The organism is Nocardia sp. NPDC056564, from assembly GCF_042793755.1.
Classification (GTDB): domain Bacteria; phylum Actinomycetota; class Actinomycetes; order Mycobacteriales; family Mycobacteriaceae; genus Nocardia.
Genome location: NZ_JBHTUR010000018.1, coordinates 197,026 through 219,507 on the forward strand (window position 1 = coordinate 197,026; position 22,482 = coordinate 219,507).

Annotated in this window: 18 protein-coding genes; 7 read left to right on the forward strand and 11 right to left on the reverse strand. The window is 67.3% G+C overall.

The genetic code is table 11. From position 1 onward, the window contains the following. Positions 1-13: 13 nt before the first annotated feature. The 5 genes from ACFQ9K_RS34505 to ACFQ9K_RS34525 all read right to left on the reverse strand — a co-directional run bounded on the left by ACFQ9K_RS34505 (position 14) and on the right by ACFQ9K_RS34525 (position 8,235). Positions 14-2,170, reverse strand: coding sequence for a bifunctional serine/threonine-protein kinase/ABC transporter substrate-binding protein (locus ACFQ9K_RS34505; RefSeq protein ID WP_378726161.1), 2,157 nt, complete (start codon positions 2,168-2,170; stop codon positions 14-16). A gap of 334 nt (positions 2,171-2,504) precedes the next feature. Further along, positions 2,505-3,725, reverse strand: coding sequence for a cytochrome P450 (locus tag ACFQ9K_RS34510; protein WP_378725080.1), 1,221 nt, complete (start codon positions 3,723-3,725; stop codon positions 2,505-2,507). Positions 3,726-3,735: 10 nt separating this feature from the next. Further along, positions 3,736-5,004 (reverse strand): cytochrome P450, encoded by a 1,269-nt coding sequence (locus ACFQ9K_RS34515; RefSeq protein ID WP_378725078.1) that lies wholly within the window; start codon positions 5,002-5,004, stop codon positions 3,736-3,738. A gap of 371 nt (positions 5,005-5,375) precedes the next feature. Beyond that, positions 5,376-7,718: a protein kinase gene (locus ACFQ9K_RS34520; RefSeq protein ID WP_378725076.1), complete on the reverse strand. Its 2,343-nt coding sequence runs from the start codon at positions 7,716-7,718 to the stop codon at positions 5,376-5,378. A 100-nt stretch (positions 7,719-7,818) separates the two neighbouring features. Continuing rightward, positions 7,819-8,235 (reverse strand): hypothetical protein, encoded by a 417-nt coding sequence (locus ACFQ9K_RS34525; protein WP_378725074.1) that lies wholly within the window; start codon positions 8,233-8,235, stop codon positions 7,819-7,821. A 209-nt stretch (positions 8,236-8,444) separates the two neighbouring features. Between ACFQ9K_RS34525 and ACFQ9K_RS34530 the strand changes: the two genes are divergently transcribed. Both ACFQ9K_RS34530 and ACFQ9K_RS34535 read left to right on the forward strand, forming a co-directional pair. After that, a complete protein-coding gene (locus ACFQ9K_RS34530) occupies positions 8,445-8,930 on the forward strand; it encodes a GNAT family N-acetyltransferase (protein WP_378725072.1) in 486 nt (161 codons plus the stop codon). A 79-nt stretch (positions 8,931-9,009) separates the two neighbouring features. Further along, a complete protein-coding gene (locus ACFQ9K_RS34535; protein ID WP_378725070.1) occupies positions 9,010-9,651 on the forward strand; it encodes a class I SAM-dependent methyltransferase in 642 nt (213 codons plus the stop codon). A 31-nt stretch (positions 9,652-9,682) separates the two neighbouring features. Here ACFQ9K_RS34535 and ACFQ9K_RS34540 read toward each other — a convergent pair whose 3' ends face one another. Further along, positions 9,683-11,044 (reverse strand): WS/DGAT domain-containing protein, encoded by a 1,362-nt coding sequence (locus tag ACFQ9K_RS34540; RefSeq protein WP_378725082.1) that lies wholly within the window; start codon positions 11,042-11,044, stop codon positions 9,683-9,685. A 302-nt stretch (positions 11,045-11,346) separates the two neighbouring features. On the opposite strand from ACFQ9K_RS34540, the gene ACFQ9K_RS34545 reads away from it, so the two are divergent. Then, a complete protein-coding gene (locus tag ACFQ9K_RS34545) occupies positions 11,347-13,002 on the forward strand; it encodes a cytochrome bc complex cytochrome b subunit (protein ID WP_378725068.1) in 1,656 nt (551 codons plus the stop codon). A gap of 141 nt (positions 13,003-13,143) precedes the next feature. Here ACFQ9K_RS34545 and ACFQ9K_RS34550 read toward each other — a convergent pair whose 3' ends face one another. Next, positions 13,144-13,353 carry a DUF397 domain-containing protein gene (locus tag ACFQ9K_RS34550; protein WP_150400677.1) on the reverse strand — a complete coding sequence of 70 codons (210 nt, stop codon included), beginning with the start codon at positions 13,351-13,353 and terminating at the stop codon, positions 13,144-13,146. A gap of 421 nt (positions 13,354-13,774) precedes the next feature. Between ACFQ9K_RS34550 and ACFQ9K_RS34555 the strand changes: the two genes are divergently transcribed. The 3 genes from ACFQ9K_RS34555 to ACFQ9K_RS34565 are packed head-to-tail and all read left to right on the forward strand — an operon-like array spanning position 13,775 to position 15,975. Then, positions 13,775-14,260: a DUF309 domain-containing protein gene (locus tag ACFQ9K_RS34555; protein ID WP_378725065.1), complete on the forward strand. Its 486-nt coding sequence runs from the start codon at positions 13,775-13,777 to the stop codon at positions 14,258-14,260. A gap of 48 nt (positions 14,261-14,308) precedes the next feature. Further along, entirely contained in the window at positions 14,309-15,226 is a 918-nt protein-coding gene (gene gluQRS / locus ACFQ9K_RS34560; protein WP_378725063.1) for a tRNA glutamyl-Q(34) synthetase GluQRS, read from the forward strand. A 44-nt stretch (positions 15,227-15,270) separates the two neighbouring features. Beyond that, positions 15,271-15,975 (forward strand): RDD family protein, encoded by a 705-nt coding sequence (locus ACFQ9K_RS34565; RefSeq protein ID WP_378725061.1) that lies wholly within the window; start codon positions 15,271-15,273, stop codon positions 15,973-15,975. 77 nt (positions 15,976-16,052) lie between these two features. On the opposite strand, the gene ACFQ9K_RS34570 is transcribed toward ACFQ9K_RS34565, so the two are convergent. Further along, positions 16,053-16,589 (reverse strand): DUF4190 domain-containing protein, encoded by a 537-nt coding sequence (locus tag ACFQ9K_RS34570; RefSeq protein WP_378725621.1) that lies wholly within the window; start codon positions 16,587-16,589, stop codon positions 16,053-16,055. A gap of 32 nt (positions 16,590-16,621) precedes the next feature. Here ACFQ9K_RS34570 and ACFQ9K_RS34575 point away from each other — a divergent pair, with 32 nt between their 5' ends. Beyond that, positions 16,622-17,398, forward strand: a complete 777-nt coding sequence (locus ACFQ9K_RS34575; RefSeq protein ID WP_378725623.1) for a queuosine precursor transporter — start codon at positions 16,622-16,624, stop codon at positions 17,396-17,398. A gap of 43 nt (positions 17,399-17,441) precedes the next feature. Here the strand turns inward: ACFQ9K_RS34575 and tgt are convergent, their stop codons facing one another. The 3 genes from tgt to ACFQ9K_RS34590 all read right to left on the reverse strand — a co-directional run bounded on the left by tgt (position 17,442) and on the right by ACFQ9K_RS34590 (position 22,443). Further along, a complete protein-coding gene (gene tgt / locus ACFQ9K_RS34580) occupies positions 17,442-18,686 on the reverse strand; it encodes a tRNA guanosine(34) transglycosylase Tgt (RefSeq protein ID WP_378725619.1) in 1,245 nt (414 codons plus the stop codon). Between the two features lie 107 nt (positions 18,687-18,793). Beyond that, complete coding sequence (locus ACFQ9K_RS34585; protein ID WP_378725617.1) at positions 18,794-20,713, reverse strand: ABC transporter ATP-binding protein; 1,920 nt, start codon at positions 20,711-20,713, stop codon at positions 18,794-18,796. Beyond that, positions 20,710-22,443, reverse strand: coding sequence for an ABC transporter ATP-binding protein (locus tag ACFQ9K_RS34590; protein WP_378725615.1), 1,734 nt, complete (start codon positions 22,441-22,443; stop codon positions 20,710-20,712). Before ACFQ9K_RS34590 ends, ACFQ9K_RS34585 begins: the two co-directional genes overlap by 4 nt. Positions 22,444-22,482 lie beyond the last annotated feature (39 nt).

Consider the following 22,482-nt stretch of genomic DNA (forward strand, 5'->3'; position numbering starts at 1 on the left):
CCGGGGATCCTAGCTAGTTGATCTGGTAGATCCAGATGCCCGGGGTGGTGAGTTCGCCGGTGGGGGACCAGCGGTAGGTGCGGGCCAGGCCGGGGCCTTGGTAGTGGCGTAGGTAGGTCAGGAGGGCGGGGCGGGTTCGGTGGCCGGTGGCGATGCCGTTCAGGGTGATGGTGGTGAGGTCGTAGGCTTCGACGGCGTTCCAGCCCGCGCCTTGGTTGTTCAGCGCGCGGAAGTCGAAGTAGAACTTGCCGGGGACCGGGCCGCAGGGACAGGAGACGAATGCGCCGCGGGCCGAAATCAGCGACGGGGCAACGAAATCCGTGTTGAGCGCGCCTTCGGTGGTGATGAAGGGGGCGGTGACACCTGCTTGTCTCAGCTGCTGAACGAGGGCGGCCGCTTCGGCGCTGTAGCCGGAGTAGAACACCGCGTCGGGGGTGGCGGCGGCGATCTTGTTCACCGCCGCGCCGAAGTCGCGGTCGCCCTGTTTGACGTCCGCCCGGCAGCCGGGGTCGGCCGCGCTGCCGAGCATCGCGACGACGTCGTGCGCCAGGCCCTTGCCGAACCCGGAATCGTCCCTGACGACACAGATCTTGCTGAAATGCGCTGTGTCGGTGAGGTATTTGCCCAGCGCGCGACGATAGACATCGGTGGCGGCGACGCCGCGGAAGAAGCTGCGCCAACCCTTCGCGGGGTCGATGGGAGCACTGCCGGTGAAGAGCAACGGCAGCCCGGCGTCGCTGAACGGCCCCCCGGTGGACTGGATCCCGCCGGACAAGGGACCGACCAGCGCGATAACCGACGGGTCGTTCACGATCTGCCGCGCGACGTCGGCCGCGGACTGCGGGAACCCGCCGGAGTCGAATTCACGCACGGTGACCGGACATCCGGGGTTCGCCCTGGTGAATTGGTCGACGGCCAGCCTCACTCCGCCGATCAGCCCGCGATCGGTGCCTGCGTCGGGTCCGGTGAGCGGCGCGGTCGAGGCGATGGTCACCGGCTCGCAGGTGGCCTTACCGTCGCCGGCCGGACTCGCCGCCGCGCTCGGTCTCGGCACCTCCTTGCCGTCGGCGTCGATCTGCCGCAGCGCCTGGAATGGTGCGGGACCGCTGGTCGTGCCCGGTGCGACGGCGGCGGACCAATCGATCGGTTGCAGCGCAACGGGTCCGGTGGTATCTCCGGCCTTCGGGTCGGAGCGATCGCCTGTCGCCCACAGGATCCCGGCGACCAGCGCGAGTACTACGATCAGCACCGCCCCGCCGAAGCCGGCTCGCCGCAACGATCGATGCGCGGGACTTCGCGCGTCCTGCGGCGCCGACCGCGGCACGACCGGGTTCTCCGGTGCCGCCAAAGCTTGCTGCGCCGCGACCGCGAATTCCGTACAGGACGCGAATCGTTCGCCGGGGTTCTTCGCGAGCGCCTTGCCCACTACCGCGTCGATGCCGGGCGGCAGGTCCGGCCGCAGCTTGTGCAGCAACGGCGGTGCCTGCTGAAGGTGGCCCGCGATCATCGCGGCCGGGGTGCCCGCCGCGAACGGCGAGGTGCCCGAGAGCAACCAGAACAGGCTGCACGCCAACGAGTATTGGTCGGAACGATGATCGACGGGAACGAAGGACAATTGTTCCGGCGACGCGTACGCCAGCGTCGCTGCGATACCGCCGGCCTCGGTCAACTGCCTGGACTCGTCGCGCAACCGGGCAATGCCGAAGTCCGTCAGCAGAACTCGCTCGCCCTGTGCCTCGGTCGCACGAGCCAGCAGGATATTCGCCGGCTTCACATCGCGATGCAGGACCCCGGTGGCATGCGCGTAGTCCAGCGCTTTCGCCGTCTCGACGATGATCTCGGCGGCCCGCTCCGGCGGCAGCGTGCGCGGGTCGATGTCTGCGGCATCGACGCCGTCGACGTACTGCATCGAGATCCACAGCTGCCCTTCGTCGAGACCGCGGTCGTACACGGTCACGATGTTCGGGTGGTCCAGCCGCGCCACCAGATCCGCCTCGCGCTCGAACCGGGCCCGAATTTCGGTGTCGGCGTAGAGGTCCGGATAGAGCAGCTTCAACGCGGTCAGTCGCGGCAGTCGAGGATGCTGCGCCAGGTACACCGAGCCCATACCGCCGCGGCCCAGCTGACGCTTGATCACATATCCGGCGAAGACCTCACCGACGCGCAGCATCCAGCCCCCTCAGACCTCGAGTCCGTCGAACCGGGCCTCGCGCTACCGAGCTCGGTGCCGACCGCGGGTAGCACCGACGAGCGGGCCCGACACCGACCCGAATGCCTCGTCGAAACCAGCTTAGCTTCGAGATAGCCTGGTGCACTGTCGAATCGGATGCGCCAAGATCTGGCGGAGAGGTTGGGCCGGGCCGGATAGTTTCCGCGGGCTGAACGGCAAGACCAGACGCGTCGCGTGGGTCGACGTGGTCGCACTGATCGCCCTCGTGGTTTGCGCGCTTGCCTTTGGCTGACCACAGGCGTGGGGTGCCGGGTGGCACCCCACGCTTCACGGTCTACTCCCCCAGATATACCGGGAGCCGGCGGTGACCGTTGGAGACGAAGCTGCCGACCGGCTGCAATTCCGCCGGATCCACCGCGAGCCGGAGGTTCGGGAAACGCTGGAACAGGGCGGGCAGCGCGATCGCCGCTTCGAGCCGGGCCAGCGGGGCGCCGATGCAGTGGTGCGCGCCGTGGCCGAAGGACAGGTGGTCCTTGTTGGTGCGGTGGATGTCGAAACGGTCGGCCGTCGCACCGTGCAGGTTCGGGTCGCGTCCGGCCCCGGCGTAGGAGGCGAGAATGGCCTCCCCCTTGGGGATTCGGATGTCGCCGATCTCGATGTCCTCGACGGCGTAGCGCAACGGCAGGTGCGCGACGGGCGCCTCGTAGCGCAGCGTTTCCTCCACCACGTCCGACCAGGGCACCCGGCCCTCGACCACGTCCGCGCGCTGTTGCGGATGGGTCAGCAACGCGAAAATCGCTTGGTCGAGCAGGTTTACCGTGGTCTCGTGGCCCGCGTTGATGACAAGCATCAAGGTGTCGACGAGTTCCTTCTCCACCAGCTGCGCACCGTCCTCGGCACGGGTGGCGATCAGCACGCTGGTCACGTCGTCGCCGGGCGTCTCGCGCCGGTAGGCGACGAGTTCGCTGATCAGCCGGTACATCTCGAGATAGTTGGCCTGCGCCTGCTCGGGCGTGAACGAGGTGTCGAAGAACCCGTCCACGCACTTGTGCAGGCCGCCGCCCAAATGCTCGGGCACGCCCATCATCTCGGTGATCACCTGGATCGGCACCGGATACGCGAATCCCGCACGGATATCCACCGATTCGCCGGCCGGGGTCGCGGCCAGCGTGTTCAGCAGGTTCTCGGTGATCGCCTCGATCCGCGGCCGCAGAGCGGTGGTGCGGCGATGGGTGAACGCGGGCGAAACCAGTTTCCGCAGGCGCCGATGGTCCGCACCGTAGGCGGTGAACATGTTGTCCACCGCGACCCAGGGCAGCAGCGGCCAGGCCTCGGTGATCTCCCCGTTGATGAACGAAGACCAGTGCTGCCGAGGATCTTTGGACACGCGCGGATCGGCGAGCAGGCTCTTGAGCACCGCCGCGTCGGTGGCCGACCACGCGGGCACGCCGCCCGGTAATTCCACTACCGCAACGGGTCCGCGCGCCCGGATGCGCGCGGACTCGCCCTGGATGTCGGCACCGGTCGTGTCCAGAACTATCGGTTCATGCTCCATCGGACGCTCCTTACATCATGTTCAACGGAGGGGACTTGGGGAAGACGACCGGCAGTGCCGCTACCGCGCGGTGGAACGGCCCTGGCCGCCAGGCCAATTCGTCCGGCGCCACGGCGAGTTCGATCTCCGGCAGCGCGTCGAGCAGCTGATCGATGGCGTCCTGCACGATCAGGTAGGCGACGGACTTGGCCGGGCAGGCGTGCGGTCCAGCGGCCCAGGCCAGGTGCGAGCGGTTGCCGGTGCGGTCGCCGCCGCGGATCTCGGGGTCGTTGTTGCAGCCGGCCAGGCTGATCAGGACCGGCTGATGCGCGGGCAGCCAGTTGTTGTCGATCAGGATCGGCTGCCGCGGGTAGGAGGTGCAGAAGTTCGCCATCGGCGGATCGTTGAACAGGACCTCGTCGAGTGCGTCGCGGGTCGACATGCTGCCGCCGAGCACGTGACCGCCGAAGCGGTCGTCGGTGACCATCAGGAGCAGGGTGTTGATGATCAGGTTCTGCTGTGGTTCGATGCCCGCGCCGTAGAAACTGATGAGCTGGCTCAGCATTTCGGTGTCGTCGAGTTCGGCCGGGTGGTGCGCTAGTCGGGAGGTGACGTCGTCGCCGGGCTCCGCGCGGCGCAGGGTGATCAGCTCCAGCAGGGCCTCGCTGAGCATCTGCATGCCCTGCGCGGCGTTGACGGTGTCGAAGAGCTGGGCCATGCCGGTCGCCACCCGCTGACCCAATTCGGCCGAGCAGCCCACCATTTGGTTGAGCACGTCGAAGACCAGGGGGAACGCGTACTGCGTCACCAGGTCGGCCGAGCCGGTGGTGCAGAAGGTGTTGATCAGCGGGATGGCGATCCGCTCGACGGTGGAATGCAGGGCGTGCAGGTCGATTCCGTCGATGGCGGCGGTGTAGGCCTGGCGGTAGCGCGCGTGCGCGGCGCCGCTGTTGCGCAGCGCGTTGGGGTACCACTCCATCATCGGCTTGATGGGTGAGTCGTCGGGGATGTTCTGCTGCCAGGTCCGCGGATCGGCGGGAAAGTGCTCGGGATCGTTGAGGATTCGCAGCGCGGCGTCGTAACCGACGACCAGGGTGGCGGGCACGTCCGGGGCGAGCTCGATCGGCACCAGCGAGCCGTATTGACGACGCATCTCGGCGTAGGCGCGATGGGGATCGGCGGCGAACTCCGGGGTGTGCAGCAGCACTCGGGGACCATCGGTATCGATGGGTGAGCCGTGCTGAACCGGGCAGACCCCGGGTGCGGCGTTGTCGGACTCGGTGAAGGGTGACGTGGTCAAGGACGTGACTCCAGACAGTGGGTGCGCGGGCACGCGGCTCGGGCACGTGCCTCTCGAAAGGTCGGAGGTGTATCAAGTTTCACCCGACCATAGGTGACCACTGCTAACGAGTCCACGTCGAGGATCGGAACGCTGTGCGGTAACCGTGGTTTCACCGCACCCCCCTCACAGTCCGCGCAGGACAAGCGGTTTCGCCGGTCGAGCGCCGGATTCCCGCGGTTGGCCCTGGTAGCCGCCCAGAACCTGACGGCTCACCCACGGTAGCAGCATTGCGAGAAAGTCTCTCTCGATGCGGCAACCGGCGACGGCGGGTTACCGAGTCGCAAATGTGTTGCGCTACCAGGCAATAGGGCAGGAACCGCGAGGCGGGGTCAGTTGACCCGGTAGAGCCAGGTTTGCGGAGCGGCGAGTTCTCCGACGGCGTTCCAGCGGAAGGCGCGGGCCAGGCCGGTGCCCGCGTAGCCGCGGAGGTACTCGACGAGGCCGGCCCGGGTGGTGCGGCCGGAGGCCACGCCCTTCAGGATGATCGTGGTGAGGTCGTACGCCTCGACCGAACTCGGACCCGGAGCCTGGCCGTTGAGCGCCTGGTATTCGCCGGCGAATCGGGCTACCACGGGGCCGCAGGAGCAGGACACGATCGCGTCCTGTGCCGAACTGCCCGCTTGGGCAACGAAGTCCGGCGTGACGGTGCTTTCCGCGGAGACGAAGGGGACCGTGACGCCCGCTTGGCGCAGCTGTCGGAGCAGGGCCGCGGCCTCTTCGGCGTAGCCGGAGTAGAAGATCGCGTCGGGCTCGGCCTGTGCGACACCGGCGGTCAGCGAGGCGAAGTCGCGATCGCCCTTGCCGATCTCGGCCGCGCAGGCCGAATCGGCGGCCGAGCCGAGGCTGGAGACGGCGCCGCCGGCCAGGCTTCTGCCGTAACCGCCCCGGTCCTGGATGACGCAGATCTTGCGATAGTGCGCCGTGTTGACCAGGTACTTGGCCAGTGCGGTGCCTTGGACGTCGTCGGCGGCCAGGCCGCGGAAGAAGGCGTGCCAGCCGTTGGTGGACAGGGCGGGGTCGGTCGCCGACGGAGTCAGGAACGGCAGGCCCGCGTCGTTGAAAACCTTGCCGGTGGACTGGATTTCCGTGGATAGCACCGGACCGACCAGGGCGGTGATCGACGGGTCGGTCACGATCTGCGCGGCCACGTCGGCCGCCTGCGCGCCTGCGATATCGAATTCCCGCAGCGCGACCGAACATCCGGGGTTCGCCTTCGTGAATTGATCGATGGCCAGCTTCACACCGCCGTCCGCGCTACCACCGGCACCGGCGGTGGTGGCGATGGTTACGGGCGTGCACGTCGCCTTGCCGTCACCTGCCGCGGTGTCGGCGGCACTGGGTTTCGCGACCTCCTTGCCCTGTACATCGATCTGCGTCAGTGGCTCGATCGCTCGCGGCGCACCGGCGGTGCCCGGCGCGACGGCACCGGACCAGTCGATAGTTCGCAGCGCACCGGGGCCGGGCGGCGTCGGTGAGGCCTTGCTGTCCGAAGAAGTCCCCGAATTGGCCCAGATGATCCCCGCGACAATCGCGGCCACAACCAGAACAGCGCCGGCGACAACAGCATTGCGCGCGGCCCGACCGCCGGACCGCCGGATTTCCGGCTGGCTATCGTCCGGCTCGGCAGCCAGCGTCCGCTGACTCGGCTCCGCCCACAACGTCGACCCGGGCGAACCGGCCCCCACCGCACGACGATTCGACGGCGGTGAACCCAGGCCCGAACCGGCCGCATCCGACGCGACCCCGTGCGCCGGCCCACTCGAATCCGCCTGTCGTGCGCGATCATCTGCGGGCGGAGCCACCCAGGACTGCGGGATGGTCGGCGGGGCGGGCAGTTTCGCGGCGGTCAGGGCTTCGCGGGCGGCGGTGGCGAATTCCGCGCAGGAGTCGTAGCGGTCGCCGGGGCGCTTGGCCAGCGCCTTGGACAGCACCGCGTCGAGGGCCGGAGGCAGCTCGGATCGGCGGGCGGTGACCGGGGGCGGCGATTGCTGGAGGTGGGCGGCGATCATCGCAGCCGGATTGTCGGCGGCGAAGGGGGCGATGTTGGCGAGCAGCCAGAACAGGGTGCAGGCCAGGGCGTACTGGTCGGAGCGATGGTCGACGGCGCTCGCCGAGAGTTGTTCCGGAGAGGCGTAGGCGAGGGTGGCCGCGAACATTCCGGTGCGGGTGAGCTGGTGGGCGTCGTCGCGTAGGCGGGCGATGCCGAAATCGGTCAGCAGGACGCGTTCGTCCTGTCCGGCGGTCGCGCGGGCCAGCAGGATGTTGGCCGGCTTCACGTCGCGGTGCAGGACGCCGACGGCATGCGCGTAGTCGAGGGCCTTGGCGGTCTCGGCGATGATCTCGACCGCGCGCGCGGGATCCAGCGTGCGCGGGTCGAGCGCGCCTGCATCGATACCGTCGACGTACTGCATGGAAATCCAGCGGATGCCCTCGTCGACGCCGCGGTCGTACACCGCGACGATGTTCGGGTGATCCAATCGCGCGACCAGTTCCGCCTCGCGCTCGAACCGGGCGCGCATTTCGTCATTGGCCTGCAGATCGGGACTGAGCAGCTTCAACGCGATCCGCCGCGGTAACCGCGGATGCCGCGCGAGATACACCGACCCCATGCCCCCGCGACCCAGCTGGCGCTCGATCACATACCCGGCGAAAACCTCACCAGCGCGCAGCATTCCGCCCTCTCAGACGTCGAGTCGCCCGACCGCATCAGCGAATCCGGTCGCTCACCCGGCCATCGTAGCCTGCACGTTTGCCGGGCCGGGCGGACGAGGTCTACCCGCCGGAGCCGGAGGGAGCCGGCCGGTCGCCCGGCACGGTGACCTCCTGCTCGGCCGCCATCACCTGATCGGGGGAGGTCGCCGACGAGCCGCAGAAGCCGCCGAGGCGGTAGCTGCCCGCGGCGAGGTTGTGGCGGGTCACCCGGATGGTCTTGCCCGCGGGGGCGTAGCCGGTGCCGTCGTGTTCGGCGAACTCGTGGACCGAGGTGTCGATGCCGATGGTGGCGTAGCAGATGCCGGCCGCGTTGGGGTTGCGGATCGTCGCGGTGATCTCGTGTGGGCCGGTGGCGGCGAAGGTGAGCTCCGGGGGCTGATAACCGACCGGGGCCGCGGTGGCCCCGGTCGTGGCGAGCAGGCCTGCTGTCGCGATGAGGCCGATCGCCAAGCCCGTACGTTGGATCGAGAACTGCATGTCTAATCCCCTCATTCCTCGGCCCGCGCGGTGTCGGCGTCCGGACCCCAAGGCCACTCCACCGCGGGAGCCCGCGTCGCACAGTCTGCCAGAGCACAAATGGCCGCGCACGATCGAATTCTGAAGTGGCACACTCAATTCGAGTCTTGCACGGCGCGTCGGCCGGAATTCCGTTGACCCGGGTAAACCGTTGCAGCAGGCTCGGTGCGGTGGACAGGAATACGGAGCCGGTCCGGCTCGAGCCGTTGACGGAGGAAAACCTCGCGCTGCTCCTCGCGGCGGCGGTGGCCGACGCGGATCCGTTGGAGGTGATGCCGCCGGTGGATGGGAAGCCGGGGTGGAATGCGGAGCGTAAGCAGGCGTTTCTCGACTTTCACCGGGGGCGGGCGCTGGCGGTGGGTGCGCCGGTCGAGTACACGTATGTGATCGTGGTGGGTGATCGGGTGGTGGGGGCCGCGCGGTTGCAGCCCGGGGATGCGGGGCTCGAGGCCGGGGTGTGGATCGGCCGGTCGGATCGAGGGCGCGGGGTGGGCACGGTGGTGGCCGAGCAGCTGCGGGTCGCTGCCGCGACGATCGGTGCGCGGCAGGTTGTCGCGGTGACCACGGTGGACAATTCGGCGGCGCGGAGGTTGCTCGGGGCGGCGACGGCGACGGTCAGTGGCGACACGGTTACGGCGACGCTCGCGCTCGAGTAGCGCCGGTATCGCGCCGCCTGGCGCGCGTCGGCGGCCGACCGACGGTGACCCGGGGAAACGCTGTGGCAGAGTGGGATTGATGGCTGGCTCGAACTGGGATCACAACAGCTTCTACCACCGGTTTCTGCTGCGGCAGCTGCCTGACCGGTGCGCCCGGGTGCTGGACGTCGGGTGTGGGGCCGGCGGGTTCGCGGTGGAGTTGGCGCGGCGGGCCGAGCAGGTCGACGCGATCGATCGGTCACCGGCGATGATCGACGCGGCGAAGCAGGCGGCGCCCGGCAATGTCACCTGCATTCTCGGGGACGTGCTGGAGCAGCCGTTGCCCGCGGGGAGTTATGCCGCGATCGTTTCGATCAGCACGTTGCACCACATGCCGCTGGACGAGGTGTTGCCGGTGCTGGCCGGAGCGCTGCGGCCGGGCGGGGTGCTGGCCGTCGTCGCATTGCCGCGAGCGGACCTGACTCGGGAATGGCCGATCGAACTCGTGGCCGCGATCGGTCATCGGATTCTCGGGATCGTGTTCGCCGGGCTGCGCGAGTTCGGGCGCGGGGACTGGCATGCGCTGGAACCCAGTCACGATGCCATGCCGGTCGTTCTCGATCCGCCGCTGACGACTCGTCAGGTGCGGGAGCGGGCGGTCGCGCTGCTGCCGGGCGCGCGGGTCCGGCGACGGGTCTTCTGGCGGTACTCGCTGGTATGGCACAAACCCGTCGTGGGTTAGCCCATTCGCCGCGAATTCGCCTGTACCGCAATCATTTCAACCCCAGCGCCGCCTCGTGCAACGCGGCGCGCAACAACTCGGCGTACGCCTCGAGATCCGGAATGGTCGCGGTATCGGCGTGCAGGGAGATGGTGACGGTGTCGCCGAGCCCGTGGACGCCGTGGGTCAGCCGCATGACCGAGCCGATCGCCGGGAAGCCGCCGGTGAAACGGACCGGTCCGCCGCCGAACGCGAGATTCGCCGGGCCGCGGTAGACGCTGGAGACGACGGTGTGACCCGCGATGGAGTCGGGGACGGTGTCGAGGGGGTAGCGGGCGATGTCGCGGCGGAGCATCGGTGCGGGGACGACGTCGGTGACCCGATCCTGGGCTGCCAACAGGGGATGCTGGGCGCGTCGGCGCCGGTCGGCCATGGTCGCGGTGATCTTGTCGGCGCGGCGGCGGAGATCGGGTTCGTCGATGAACAGGTCGACGCTGAGGCTTCGATAGTTGTTGCGGACGTTGGCGTTCCGGACCTCGGGCAGCGCCATCGGTACCTGTGCGCCGAGTTTGTCCACAGGGCCGCCACACCTTTCGAGGTAACGCGCGAGCGCGAGCGACACGGCTGTGAGCACGACGACGGTCACCGTGCGCCCGGGAACCCGCAAAGCTTCGGCGTCGCACACGATCATCCGCACCTGATGAGCCGAATCGATCTCCGTTGCAGCGCGATTGACCAGACTGGGCGGGAAGTCCGGTGCGGGCGGCGGCAACTCCCCCGCCGCGGTGAGTTCGGTGAGCCGCTGCTGGGCTCGGAAGGCTCGGTAACCACGAATTGCCGTCCGCACCATCCGAATCGGCATCCGCGGCACTGCCAGCACCGCGTTCGCCGAGGCCGGGATCGCCAGGTGGCGGAATATGCCTGCCGTCGAATCCGGCGCGGCGTAGTCCTTATCCTCCTCGGCGAACAATGCTCGCGCGATCTCGGCCGCGCGCCGGCCGTCGGCGAGGGCGTGCGACATCTGCAGAACGACGACGAGTGCCGGCCCGGAGCCGCCCGGCGCGTCGGCGATGCCGCGGAAGACGTGCAATCGCCACGGACGCACCGCCGCAGCCACGCCCGTGCCGACCACGCCGCCGAGGGCGGTCTGCACATGCGCCCACTCCGGCCGCGGCAGCACGTGCTCGATGAACTGATCCGGGGTGAACGCGCACGGCACCCACGATGGATAGTCCAGATCGCCGGGCACATCGCGCGCCCTGACCCGCAGGTCGGCGATCCGCGCGCTGCGTTCGGCGACGCACGCGCGCAATTCCGCGGACGGGCGCCCGGCATCGGTGAAGCAGTACAGCAGGAACAGATCATTGCGCGTACGGGCCGACAGCCAGTACATCGTCGCGTCCTGCGGCGCCATCGAACCCACAGCCCGACAGTATCGAACCCGCCGAACGGGACATGGCCGCGGCAAACATCGAGACCCGCCACCGCCATGTCCCGTTCGACGGCAGCACCAGGACCGGGTGGGACATGGCGGCGGGAAACGGCGAGAGAGTACGCCGTGGTGTCCCGTTCGGCCGCTATTGGGAACGGGTGTTCGGTGTGGCGAATGATCTTGGTTTGCAAGGGGATACGGGGAAATGTATCGATTCCGGGCGGCTTGCCTGCTACCGTCTGTAGTAGAACGCATACCACTCTCCCAGGGGCGGGGTGTCGACCATGGCAACTCAACTCGGTCGCAAGGTCAGCGCGCAGGCGGATTCCGCCGACGAGCGATATCAGGCCGCCAGTTTTCTGAAGCGGTCGATCAACAAGGTGTTTCCGACGCACTGGTCGTTTCTGCTCGGCGAGATCGCGCTGTACAGCTTCATCATCTTGCTGCTGTCGGGGGTGTATCTGACCCTGTACTTCGACCCGTCCATGACCGAGGTGGTCTACGACGGCTCCTACCAGCCGTTACGCGGTGTGACCATGTCGCGGGCGTACGAGACGGCGCTGAACATCTCGTTCGAGGTGCGCGGCGGATTGTTCGTGCGGCAGGTACACCATTGGGCCGCATTGCTTTTCGCGGCGTCCATCATCGTGCATCTGTTCCGCGTGTTCTTCACCGGCGCGTTCCGCAAACCGCGCGAGGCGAACTGGGTGATCGGTGCGCTGCTGCTGATCCTGGCGATGTTCGAGGGCTACTTCGGGTACTCGCTGCCGGACGACCTGCTGTCGGGTACCGGGCTGCGGGCGGCGTTCTCGTCCATCACGCTGGGCATGCCGATCATCGGCACCTGGCTGCACTGGTTGATGTTCGGCGGCGACTATCCGGGCACCATCATCATTCCGCGCCTGTTCATCGCGCACGTGCTGCTGTTCCCCGGCATCATGCTCGCGTTGATCGCGGCGCACGTGGCACTGGTCTGGTACCAGAAGCACACCCAGTTCCCTGGTCCCGGCCGCACCGAGAACAACGTGGTCGGCGCGCGGATCGTGCCGGTGTTCTCGCTGGATCAGGGCTCGTTCTTCGCGTTCACCCTGGGCATCGTCGCCATCATGGGCGGGCTGTTGCAGATCAATCCGATCTGGAACATGGGTCCGTACAACCCGTCCCAGATCTCCGCGGGGTCGCAGCCGGACTTCTACATGATGTGGACCGACGGCATGATGCGCCTGATCCCGCCGTGGGAGATCTATCTTGGCCGCTACACGGTGCCCGCGCCGGTGTGGGGCGCGCTGATCATGGGCCTGGTGTTCACCGTGCTGATCACGTACCCGTGGATCGAGAAACGGCTGACCGGGGACAGGTACGTCAATCACAATCTGCTGCAACGACCGCGCGACGTGCCGGTGCGCACCGCGATCGGGGCGATGTCGATCGCGTTCTATGTGGTGCTCACGCTGTCGTGCGTGAACGACATCGTCGCCTACAAGTTCAACGTGTCGCTGAACGCGACGACCTGGACCGGGCGGATCGGCATTCTGCTGGTCCCGCCGCTGGCCTACTTCGTGGCCTATCGGATCTGCCTCGGCCTGCAGCGCGGCGACCGGGAGGTGCTGGCGCACGGCGTCGAGACCGGCGTGGTGCGGCGGCTGCCGAACGGTGAGTACATCGAGCTCCATCAGCCGCTCGGCCCGGTGGACGAGCACGGTCACCCGATCCCGCTGGCGTACCAGGGCGCGCCGGTGCCGAAGAAGATGAGCAAGCTCGGTGCGGCGGGCAAGCCGGGCACCGGCAGCTTCTTCCGCGCCGATCCGGGGCCGGAGTCCGAGCGCAATCACGAGGCCGACCACGAGGAAGAGCGGCGGCAGCTGGCGGTACTGCGGAATTACCAGGAACGCGATAGCCGGAACGGTAACGGTTCGGGCGGGAACGGTTCGGCGCGATAGCCGGCGGCGAATAGCTGGCCGGCGCGCGTTATCCCCACACGCAAGTATTCGGACGCCGGAATCCCGGTGCCCGAATATTGCGAAGGCCCCGAGTCCGTGCCGACCCGGGGCCCGTAGTGCCAGTTCAGGCAGCCTTTTGTATCAGGCGCGGCCGAACTCCCCCTGCGCTACTCCGGTTAGGAATGCGTCCCACTGTCCCGGAGCAAACGCCAGCACCGGGCCACATCCGTTGTCCTTGGTGTCACGGACCGCGATTTTGCCGTCGACCAGAAAGGCGACTTCTACGCAGTTCCCATCAGGGCCGCTGTATGTGCTCTTGCGCCACACAGCATCCGTCAAATCAACCTCCACGGCACTAGCTCCTTTGCTGCGTCGAGAACGAGATTTTCTTCTGACATCGTTCTAACTAGCACCGACACCCGGCCAAGCAACGCCGAATCCCCTGTGCGCCTGACGAAAGCGCGCAACTCAACGGTGCGTCGTTATCGCACTGTACGTCGGGGTGGAATACACCCCCGCGAGGTTGCCCCGCGACACAGACTTTAGCAGGTCGATCGAAAGTTTGCCCGTCTCTTGCTTATTGAATCATCGCAACTGCCATGTTTGCGAAGATTAAATGTTGCGGAAACATTGCCAGCGGGTTGCAACTATTCCTCCGATCATCCCGCCGCAAACTTTTACGTCGATGTGATTGCGCTGTTATCCGTCGAAGTTTCTCCCTCCGGACACTGGCGCATCGACGCCACCATCGCGGGCGGGCATGATGGAAGGCATGGTTGACCGCGATCGCGACGACGCAGGTCGCGCCCTTAACTCTCGTCCGCGCGATCGATTGGGCCGCCCGCTACCTCCGGGCAGTGCCGGAGTTGCCCGAATTCCCGATGATCTGGAACTGCCGCCACAGCAAACCCTCACCTTCGCTCAGCAACTGCTGGACGACGGTTTGGCATTCAACGCGCACGAGGTATTAGAGGCCGCATGGAAGAACGGACCGTTCGCCGAACGGATGCTGTGGCAGTCACTTGCCCAACTTGCTGTCGGTGTCACACACATCCAGCGGGGTAATCCGAAGGGTGCGCGCACGCTACTGACCCGGGCGATCACCCGGCTGACCGAGTTCGAGCCGGAGGACGGCGCGGACGCGCCCTACGGCGTCGACCGCGCGGGCCTGATCGCCCACGCGCAGGCCCTGCTCGACGCGCTGGACGCGGGGACACCGATCTCGCCGACGGAGCTGGCGCCGCGGCTACGCGGCTGATATCTACGATGGGCACCGTGGTCATCTCATCCCGCACCGGCCGGGCCCGTGCCTGAGCCGGGTGCGGGCCGGTACGCGCCGAGCCCGTCGGGGGACCTGCACCTGGGCAACCTGCGCACGGCCCTGCTCGCCTGGGCGTTCGCCCGGTCGACCGGCCGGCGCTTCCTGATGCGGATCGAGGACCTGGACCGGGTGCGGCCGGGCGCCGAGCAGCGGCAACTGGACGATCTGGCCGCGATCGGGCTCGACTGGGACGGTCCGGTGGTCCGGCAGTCCGAGCGGCTGCCGCTCTATCGGGCGGCCATCGATCGGCTCACCGCCGCCGGCCTCACCTACGAATGCTTCTGCACACGAAGAGAAGTCCAGCAGGCGGCCACCGCGCCGCACGGTCCGCTCGGCGCCTACCCGGGCACCTGCCGCACGCTGACCGACCGGGCGCGTGCCGACTTCCGCGCTCAGGGACGCCCGGCCGCGCTGCGCTTACGCGCCGCGGCAACCGAATTCGAGATCGTCGACGACCTGCACGGGCGCTACCGCGCGCCGGTGGACGACGTGGTGCTGCGCCGCGGCGACGGCATCCCGGCCTACAACCTCGCGGTGGTGGTCGACGACGCGGCGCAGGGCGTCGATCAGGTGGTGCGCGGCGACGACCTGCTACCGTCCACCCCGCGTCAGGCCTATCTCGCGACGCTGCTGGATCTTCCGGTGCCGCACTACGCTCATGTTCCGCTGGTACTCAACGCCGAAGGACAACGACTGGCCAAGCGCGACGGCTCGGTGACGCTGGCCGACCAACGCGCGCTCGGCAACACACCCGACCAGGTAGTCGCCGCACTCGCCCACTCGCTCGGCCACCCGGCGACCTCGGCGGCCGGGCTGCTCGACAGCTTCGACCCGGCACATCTGCCTCGCGAACCGTGGATACTCGACGGGAATGGGTTGTTGCAACGCAGTCGATGTCCGTAACGTACGCATTCGTCCAACTACTGATCACTCGACGAGGACAAACTATGACAAGCGGTGGGTACGACCCCAACCAATATCCGCAGGGCGGGCAGCCGTATGGGCAGCAGCCGTACCCGCAAGGCGGCCAACAGCAACCGCAAGGCGGTCAGCAGTTCCCGCAGGGCGGCCAACAGTTCCCCCAGGGCGGCCAGCCCTACGGCCAGCCCCAGTACGGTCAGCAGCCGCAATACGGCCAGCAGCCCCAATACGGCCAGGCGCCGCAGTACGGCCAGCAGGATCAATACGGCCAGTACCCCCAGCAGCCGGGCGGTTTCAACCAGTACGGCGGCCAGCCGGGTGATCTCGGCACCCGCATCGGCGCCCGCGTCATCGACGCGCTGATCCTGGCGATCCCGTACGCCATCCTCTACGTCGTATTCAGCGGCTCCACCGGCGCAACCGTCGGCCTGTCCGTGGTGTGGACGCTGGTGGAGCTCGCCTACTTCGTCGGCATGGAGACCACCCAGGGAACCACCCTCGGCAAGAAGATCCTCGGCTTGAAGGTGCTCGCCCCCGGTGGCGCGGCCAAGATCGACCCGGTCACCTCGCTGAAGCGCAACCTGTTCCTCGCGGCGAACGTGATCCCGTGCATCGGCGGTCTGGTCTCGCTCGGTCTCGCCATCTACATCATGGTCACCATCTCGCAGGACCCGAACAAGCAGGGTTGGCACGACAAGTTCGCCGGCGGCACCCAGGTCGTCAAGGCCTGACGCCGATCGGCCGCAGACACGCGCAGGGGCGCACCCGATTTTCGGGTGCGCCCCTGACGTTTCGTGGGGGGGTCGGGCTAGGTGGTGCCGGCGACGAGGACTACGACGAACCAGAGGACGGCGAGGACTATGGCGCCGACGCCGATCCAGACGCCGGCCAGGGCCATGCCCTTGCCTTCCTGACCGGTCTGCTTGATCTGGTTCAACGAGATGACGCCCAGGATGATCCCGACGATCGATCCGAGGCCGCAGGTGACGAATCCGGCGAGCGAGGAGATGAGCGCGCCGATGGCCAGGCCGTTGGTGCCCTGCGGCTGTGCCATCCCGTACGGCTGGTAGGCGGGCTGGTAGCCGTAGTTCGGCTGGCCATAGGGTTGCTGCTGGGGCTGGGCCGCGTACGGTTGCTGCGGCTGCTGGTAGCCCGGGTACTGCTGTTGCGGCGGCGGGGTCATGGGCTGGGCGGGTTGCTGGGGGTATTGCGGCGCCGACGGGTACCCCGATGGCTGTTCAGCGTTCGGGTATTGCGGAACCGAGCTCGGTGCACCGGATTCCGGCGATACGCCTTGGCCGCCGTACTGCTTCCACCATTCGTCGGAATCGCCGGGATTCGTCATTGCTACAGGGTATTCCACAACCTGGTTGGATGATGCGGGTGAGTGAGCCGAATAAAACCGAGGTACCCGAATCTGGACGCCCCGCGCCCGACCATGCGGCATTCGCCCAGGTGGCGCGGGGGTACTACACACCGATCGTGGCGTTGTTCACGGCAACGCTGATCATCTCCAATATCTGCGCGACCAAGGGCGTGCAGTTCTTCACCGATCACTCGGTGCGGCTAGGTCCCCTGGAGGTGCTGCCCATCACCACCGACGGCGCCTGGTTCCTGTTCCCCCTCGCCTACATCATCGGCGATGTGCTGAGCGAGATCTACGGCTTCAAATCCGCCCGCCGGGCCATCTACTTCGGCTTCGCCGTCCTGCTGCTGACGGTGGTGTGCTTCAAGATCGCGATCGAGTTGCCCGCCGCGACGTTCTACGAGAACCAGGACGCGTTCCGCACCGTCATCGGGACCACGCCGCAGTTGGTCGCGGCCGGACTGGCCGGCTATTTCGTCGGCGAGATGCTGAATTCCGCGACGCTGGTGCTGATCAAGGAACGGACCAAGGAAAAACACCTGTGGGCCCGGCTGATCGGCTCCACCGTGGTCGGCGAGTTCGGCGACACGCTGATCTTCTGCTCGATCGCGGCCACCGCCATCGGCATCGACTCGTGGAGTCAGTTCGTGAACTACGTGATCGTCGGCTTCCTGTGGAAGACGCTCGCGGAGGTCATCGTGCTGCCGATCACCTACCGGGTGATCGCCTGGCTCAAGAAGCACGAGCCGACCTACGCGCCGCGCGAGGAACCCGCACTGCTGAGCTGAACGACGTTGGCGGCCACCGGACTTCACGCCGTGGAGTCCGGGGCTACGGGGTCTGGATGCGGCCCTTCCAGCGGCCGAGCGTCTCCGCCTTGTGCGCATCGAAGTAGCCGCCCTCGATGCTCGCGCGGATGCGGTCGACCAGCCGGATCGTGTAGCGCTCGTTGTGAATTGTGCACAGGGTCGCCGCGAGGATTTCCTTGGCCTTGAACAGGTGGTGCAGGTAGGCACGGGTGTAATTAGCGCAGGTGTAGCAGTCGCAGGTGTCGTCGATCGGGGTGAAATCGCGCCGGAATCGACTGGTGTTGATATTGAATCGACCCTCGTCGACATAGATCGCCGCATTGCGGGCGACCCGGGACGGGTTCACGCAGTCGAAGGTGTCGGCACCGTTCTCCACCGCGGTGAAGATGTCCTCCGGCTCGCTGATGCCGAGCATGTGCCTCGGCTTTTCCTCGGGCAGTTCGTCGCAGCACCAGCCGACGATGGTGCCGAGGTTGTGCTTCTCCAGCGCGCCGCCGATGCCGTAACCGTCGAAACCCGTTCCGTCGCCGCCGCGCAACGGTTCCAGGCCGCGACAGGCCTGGCGGCGCAGGTCTTCGTACTGCGCACCCTGGATCACCCCGAACAGCGCCTGGTACGGGCGGTGCGTGCGGGCCGCGGTCAGTCGTTCGTGCTCATCGAGACAGCGCTGCGCCCACTCGTGCGTGCGCTGCAACGACTTCTCCTGGTAGCCGCGGGTATTCATCAGGGTCGTGAGCTCGTCGAAGGCGAACATGATGTCGGCGCCGAGCTGATGCTGGATGCCCATGGACACCTCGGGGGTGAACCGGTGCTTCGAGCCGTCCAGGTGCGAACGGAAGGTGACGCCGTCATCGTCGACCGTGGCCAGCCGCTCCTTGCCCTTCGCGATCACCTCGTCGCTGCGCACCCCCACGGCTTCCATCGCGAGCACCTTCTTGAAGCCGACGCCCAGCGACATCACCTGGAAGCCACCGCTGTCGGTGAAGGTGGGCCCCGGCCAGTTCATGAACTTCCCGAGACCGCCGGCCTCGTCCACGATGTCCGAGCCCGGTTGCAGGTAGAGGTGGTAGGCGTTGGCGAGCAGCGCCTGCGCGCCGATCTCTTTCATCGTCTCCGGCAGCACCGCCTTCACCGTCGCCTTGGTGCCGACCGGAATGAACGCGGGCGTGGCGATCGCGCCGTGCGGGGTGTTGATCACGCCCGATCGGCCGTGCCGCCCGTCGAGGCGGGTACCGACAGTGAACGAGAAGGAACCGGGGTCTGACACCCGAACATCCTCCCAGTACGGAATCGGCGGCGACGTCGGCCCCTGCCGCGCGCACGACGAAGGCCGCCCCACCGTCGGGAAACGGCGAAGCGGCCTTCGATCGAGAACTACACCTCCGCGGACGCCGCCGCGAACTGCGCGTTGTACAGGCGGTAGTAGGCGCCGCGCTCCTCGAGCAGGCGTTCGTGCGTGCCGTGCTCGACGATGCGGCCCGCCTCCATCACGACGATCAGGTCGGCGTCGCGGATGGTGGACAAGCGGTGCGCGATGACGAAGCTGGTGCGATCGCGGCGCAGGGCCGCGGTCGCGTGCTGCACCAGCAGTTCGGTGCGGGTGTCCACCGAGCTGGTCGCCTCGTCCAGGATCAGGATGGACGGCTTCGCCAGGAACGCCCTGGCGATGGTGATCAGCTGTTTCTCACCGGCGCTGACGCCGGAACCCTCTTCGTCGATCACCGTGTCGTAGCCGTCGGGCAGCGCGTGCACGAAGCGGTCCACGTACGCGGCCCGCGCCGCGTCGAGGATCTCTTCCTCGCTCGCGTTCGGGTTGCCGTAGGCGATGTTCTCCCGGATGGTGCCCTTGAACAACCAGGTGTCCTGCAACACCATGCCGATGCGGGAACGCAGGTGGTCCCTGGTGATCCGGGTGATGTCCACGCCGTCGATGGTGATCGCGCCGGAATCCAGCTCGTAGAACCGCATCAGCAGGTTGACCAGCGTGGTCTTGCCCGCGCCGGTCGGGCCGACGATGGCGACCACGTGGCCGGGCTCGGCGATCAGCGAGAGCCGCTCGATCACCGGCTTGTCCTCCTCGTAGCGGAAGGAGATGCCCTCGAACTCGACCTCGCCGCGATCGACCGGACGGGTATCGGCCGCGATCGGATCCGGGCTCTGCTCCTCGGCGTCGAGGATCTCGAAGATCCGCTCGGCCGACGCGACGCCGGACTGCAACAGGTTGGCCATCGCGCCGATCTGGGTGAGCGGCTGGCTGAACTGACGCGAGTACTGGATGAAGGCCTGCACCTCGCCGAGCGAGAGCTGACCGGTCGCCACCCGCAAGCCGCCGACCAGCGCCACCAGCACGAAGTTCACGTTCCCGAGGAACATGATGGCCGGCATGATCAGCCCGGAGATGAACTGCGCCTTGAAGCTGGACTGGTAGAGCTCCTCGTTGCGCTTGTCGAACTCGGCGCCGACCTCGCGGTTGCGGCCGAACGCGGTGACGATCTCGTGCCCGGTGTAGGCCTCCTCGACCTGCGCGTTCACCAGGCCGGTGTGCTTCCACTGGTCGACGAAGTGCGGCTTGGAGCGCTTCGCGATCAGCGCGGTGACGGTGATCGCGGCGGGCACGGTGAGCAGGGCGATCAGCGCGAGCAGCGGCGAAATCCAGAACATCATCACCAGGATGCCGAGCACGGTGAACACCGAGACGATCAGCTGACTCATCGTCTGCTGCAGACTCTGCGACACGTTGTCCACGTCGTTGGTGACCCGGCTGAGCACGTCGCCGCGCGGCTGGGAATCGAAGTAGCGCAACGGAAGCCGATGGATCTTGTCCTCGATGTCGCTGCGCAGCCGCTTGACCGTCCGGTTGATCACCATGTTCAACAGGAAGGCCTGCAACCAGCCGAACACCGACGCGCCGACGTAGAGCGCCAGCACCAGCATGAGCACCCGGCCGACCGCGGTGAAGTCGATGCCGGTGCCCGGCACCACGTTCATCGCGCTGAGCATGTCGGCAAAGGTGTTGTCGCCCTTGGACCGCAGGTAGTCGACCGCCTGCTCCTTGGTGGTCCCCGGCGGGAACTTCAGCTGCTTGCCGACCACGCCGTCGAAGACGAGGTTGGTCGCCTTGCCGAGCATGTACGGGCCGAGCGTGTTCAGCACGACCGAGGTGATCGCGAGCAGCACGACCAGCCAGACGAACTTCTTCTCCGGGGCGAGCCTGCGCAGCAGTCGCTTCAGCGACGGGCCGAACGACTTCGCCTTGGCATCCGGCGCACCGGGAGCCGGCATTCCTGGCCTCATCGCACCTCCTCCGCGCTCAGCTGGGACGAAACGATCTCTTGGTATTCCTTGCAGTCGCGCATCAACTGTTCATGACTGCCGATGCCGACCATCTCGCCGTCCTCCAGCACCACGATCTGGTCGGCGTCGCGGATGGTCATGATCCGTTGCGCCACAATGATGACCGCGCTGTCCCTGGTCACCGGCCGCAGCGCGTCGCGCAGCCGGGCATCGGTGGCCACGTCGAGGGCGGAGAACGAGTCGTCGAACAGATAGACCCTCGGCTGCTTCACCAGCGCCCGCGCGATGGCGAGCCGCTGGCGCTGACCACCGGAGACCGTGGTGCCGCCCTGCGCGACCGGAGTCTCCAGGCCCTGCGCCATCTCCCGGACGAAGTCGTCGGCCTGCGCGATCTCCAGCGCCCGCCACAGGTCGTCGTCGGTGGCATCCGGATTGCCGTAGCGCAGGTTGCTGGCCACCGTTCCGGAGAACAGGTACGCCTTCTGCGGGATCAGGCCGATCTGGGCGCGCAGCAGTTCCAGGTCGATGTGCCGGACGTCGGTGCCGCCGAGGTAGACCGCGCCGTCGGTGACGTCCATCAACCGCGGGATCAGGTTGAGCAGCGTGGTCTTTCCGGAACCGGTGGAACCGACGATCGCGGTGGTCGTGCCCGGCTTCACCTGGAAGCGAATGGCTTTGAGCACCGGCTTCTCCGCGCCGGGGTAGGCGAACTCGGCGAACTGGAAGTCGACATCGGCCGGGTCGCCCTGGAACGGCTGCGGCAGCTTCGGCGGCACGACCGAGGACTCGGTCTCGAGCACCTCGCCGATCCGGTCGGCCGAGACCGCGGCCCGCGGCGCCATCATGGCCAGGAACGACGCCATCATCACGGCCATCAGGATCTGCATGATGTAGGACAGCATCGCGGTGAGCGAGCCGATCTGCATGGTGCCCTGGTCTACCGCGTGCCCGCCGAACCAGATCACCGCCACCGCGGTGACATTGCTGATCAGCATGACCAGCGGGAACATCAGCGCCATCAGCCGGCCGACGCGCAACGCGGTGTCCGTGAGTTCGGTGTTGGCGACGCCGAAGCGCCAGGTCTCCTGGCGTTCCCGGACGAACGCGCGGACCACGCGGATGCCGGTGATCTGCTCGCGCAGCACCCGGTTCACCTCGTCGATCCGGGTCTGCATGTCCCGGAAGCCGGGGACCATCCTGCTGATGATCCAGCCCATCGACAGCCCGAGCGCGGGCACCGCGATGAGCAGCAGCCAGGACAGGCCGAGGTCCTCGCGCAACGCCATGAAGATGCCGCCGATGCACATGATCGGGGCCATCACCAGGATGGTCGCCGACATCGCGATGAGCAGCTGAACCTGCTGAATATCGTTGGTATTGCGGGTGATCAGCGACGGCGCGCCGAACATGCCGACCTCCCGCGCGGAGAAGGTGCCGACCCGATGCAGCAGCGCGCCGCGCAGGTCGCGGCCCGCGCTCATCGCCGCCTGCGCGCCGAGGTAGACCGAGCAGCCCGAGGCGAGAATCTGCACGCCGGTGACGGCGAGCATCCGTAGCCCGGTGCTCCAGATATAGCCGATATCGCCCTTGGTGACGCCGTTGTCGATCAGATCGGCGTTGAGACTCGGCAGATACAACATCGCGATCACCGAGATCAACTGCAGCACAACGACCCCCGCCAGCTGGGCGCGGTAGGGGTGCAGATAGGTGCGCAGAAGTCGAATCAGCATGATGAATCGCAGAATACCGGCGAACAGTGACGTGCGTCG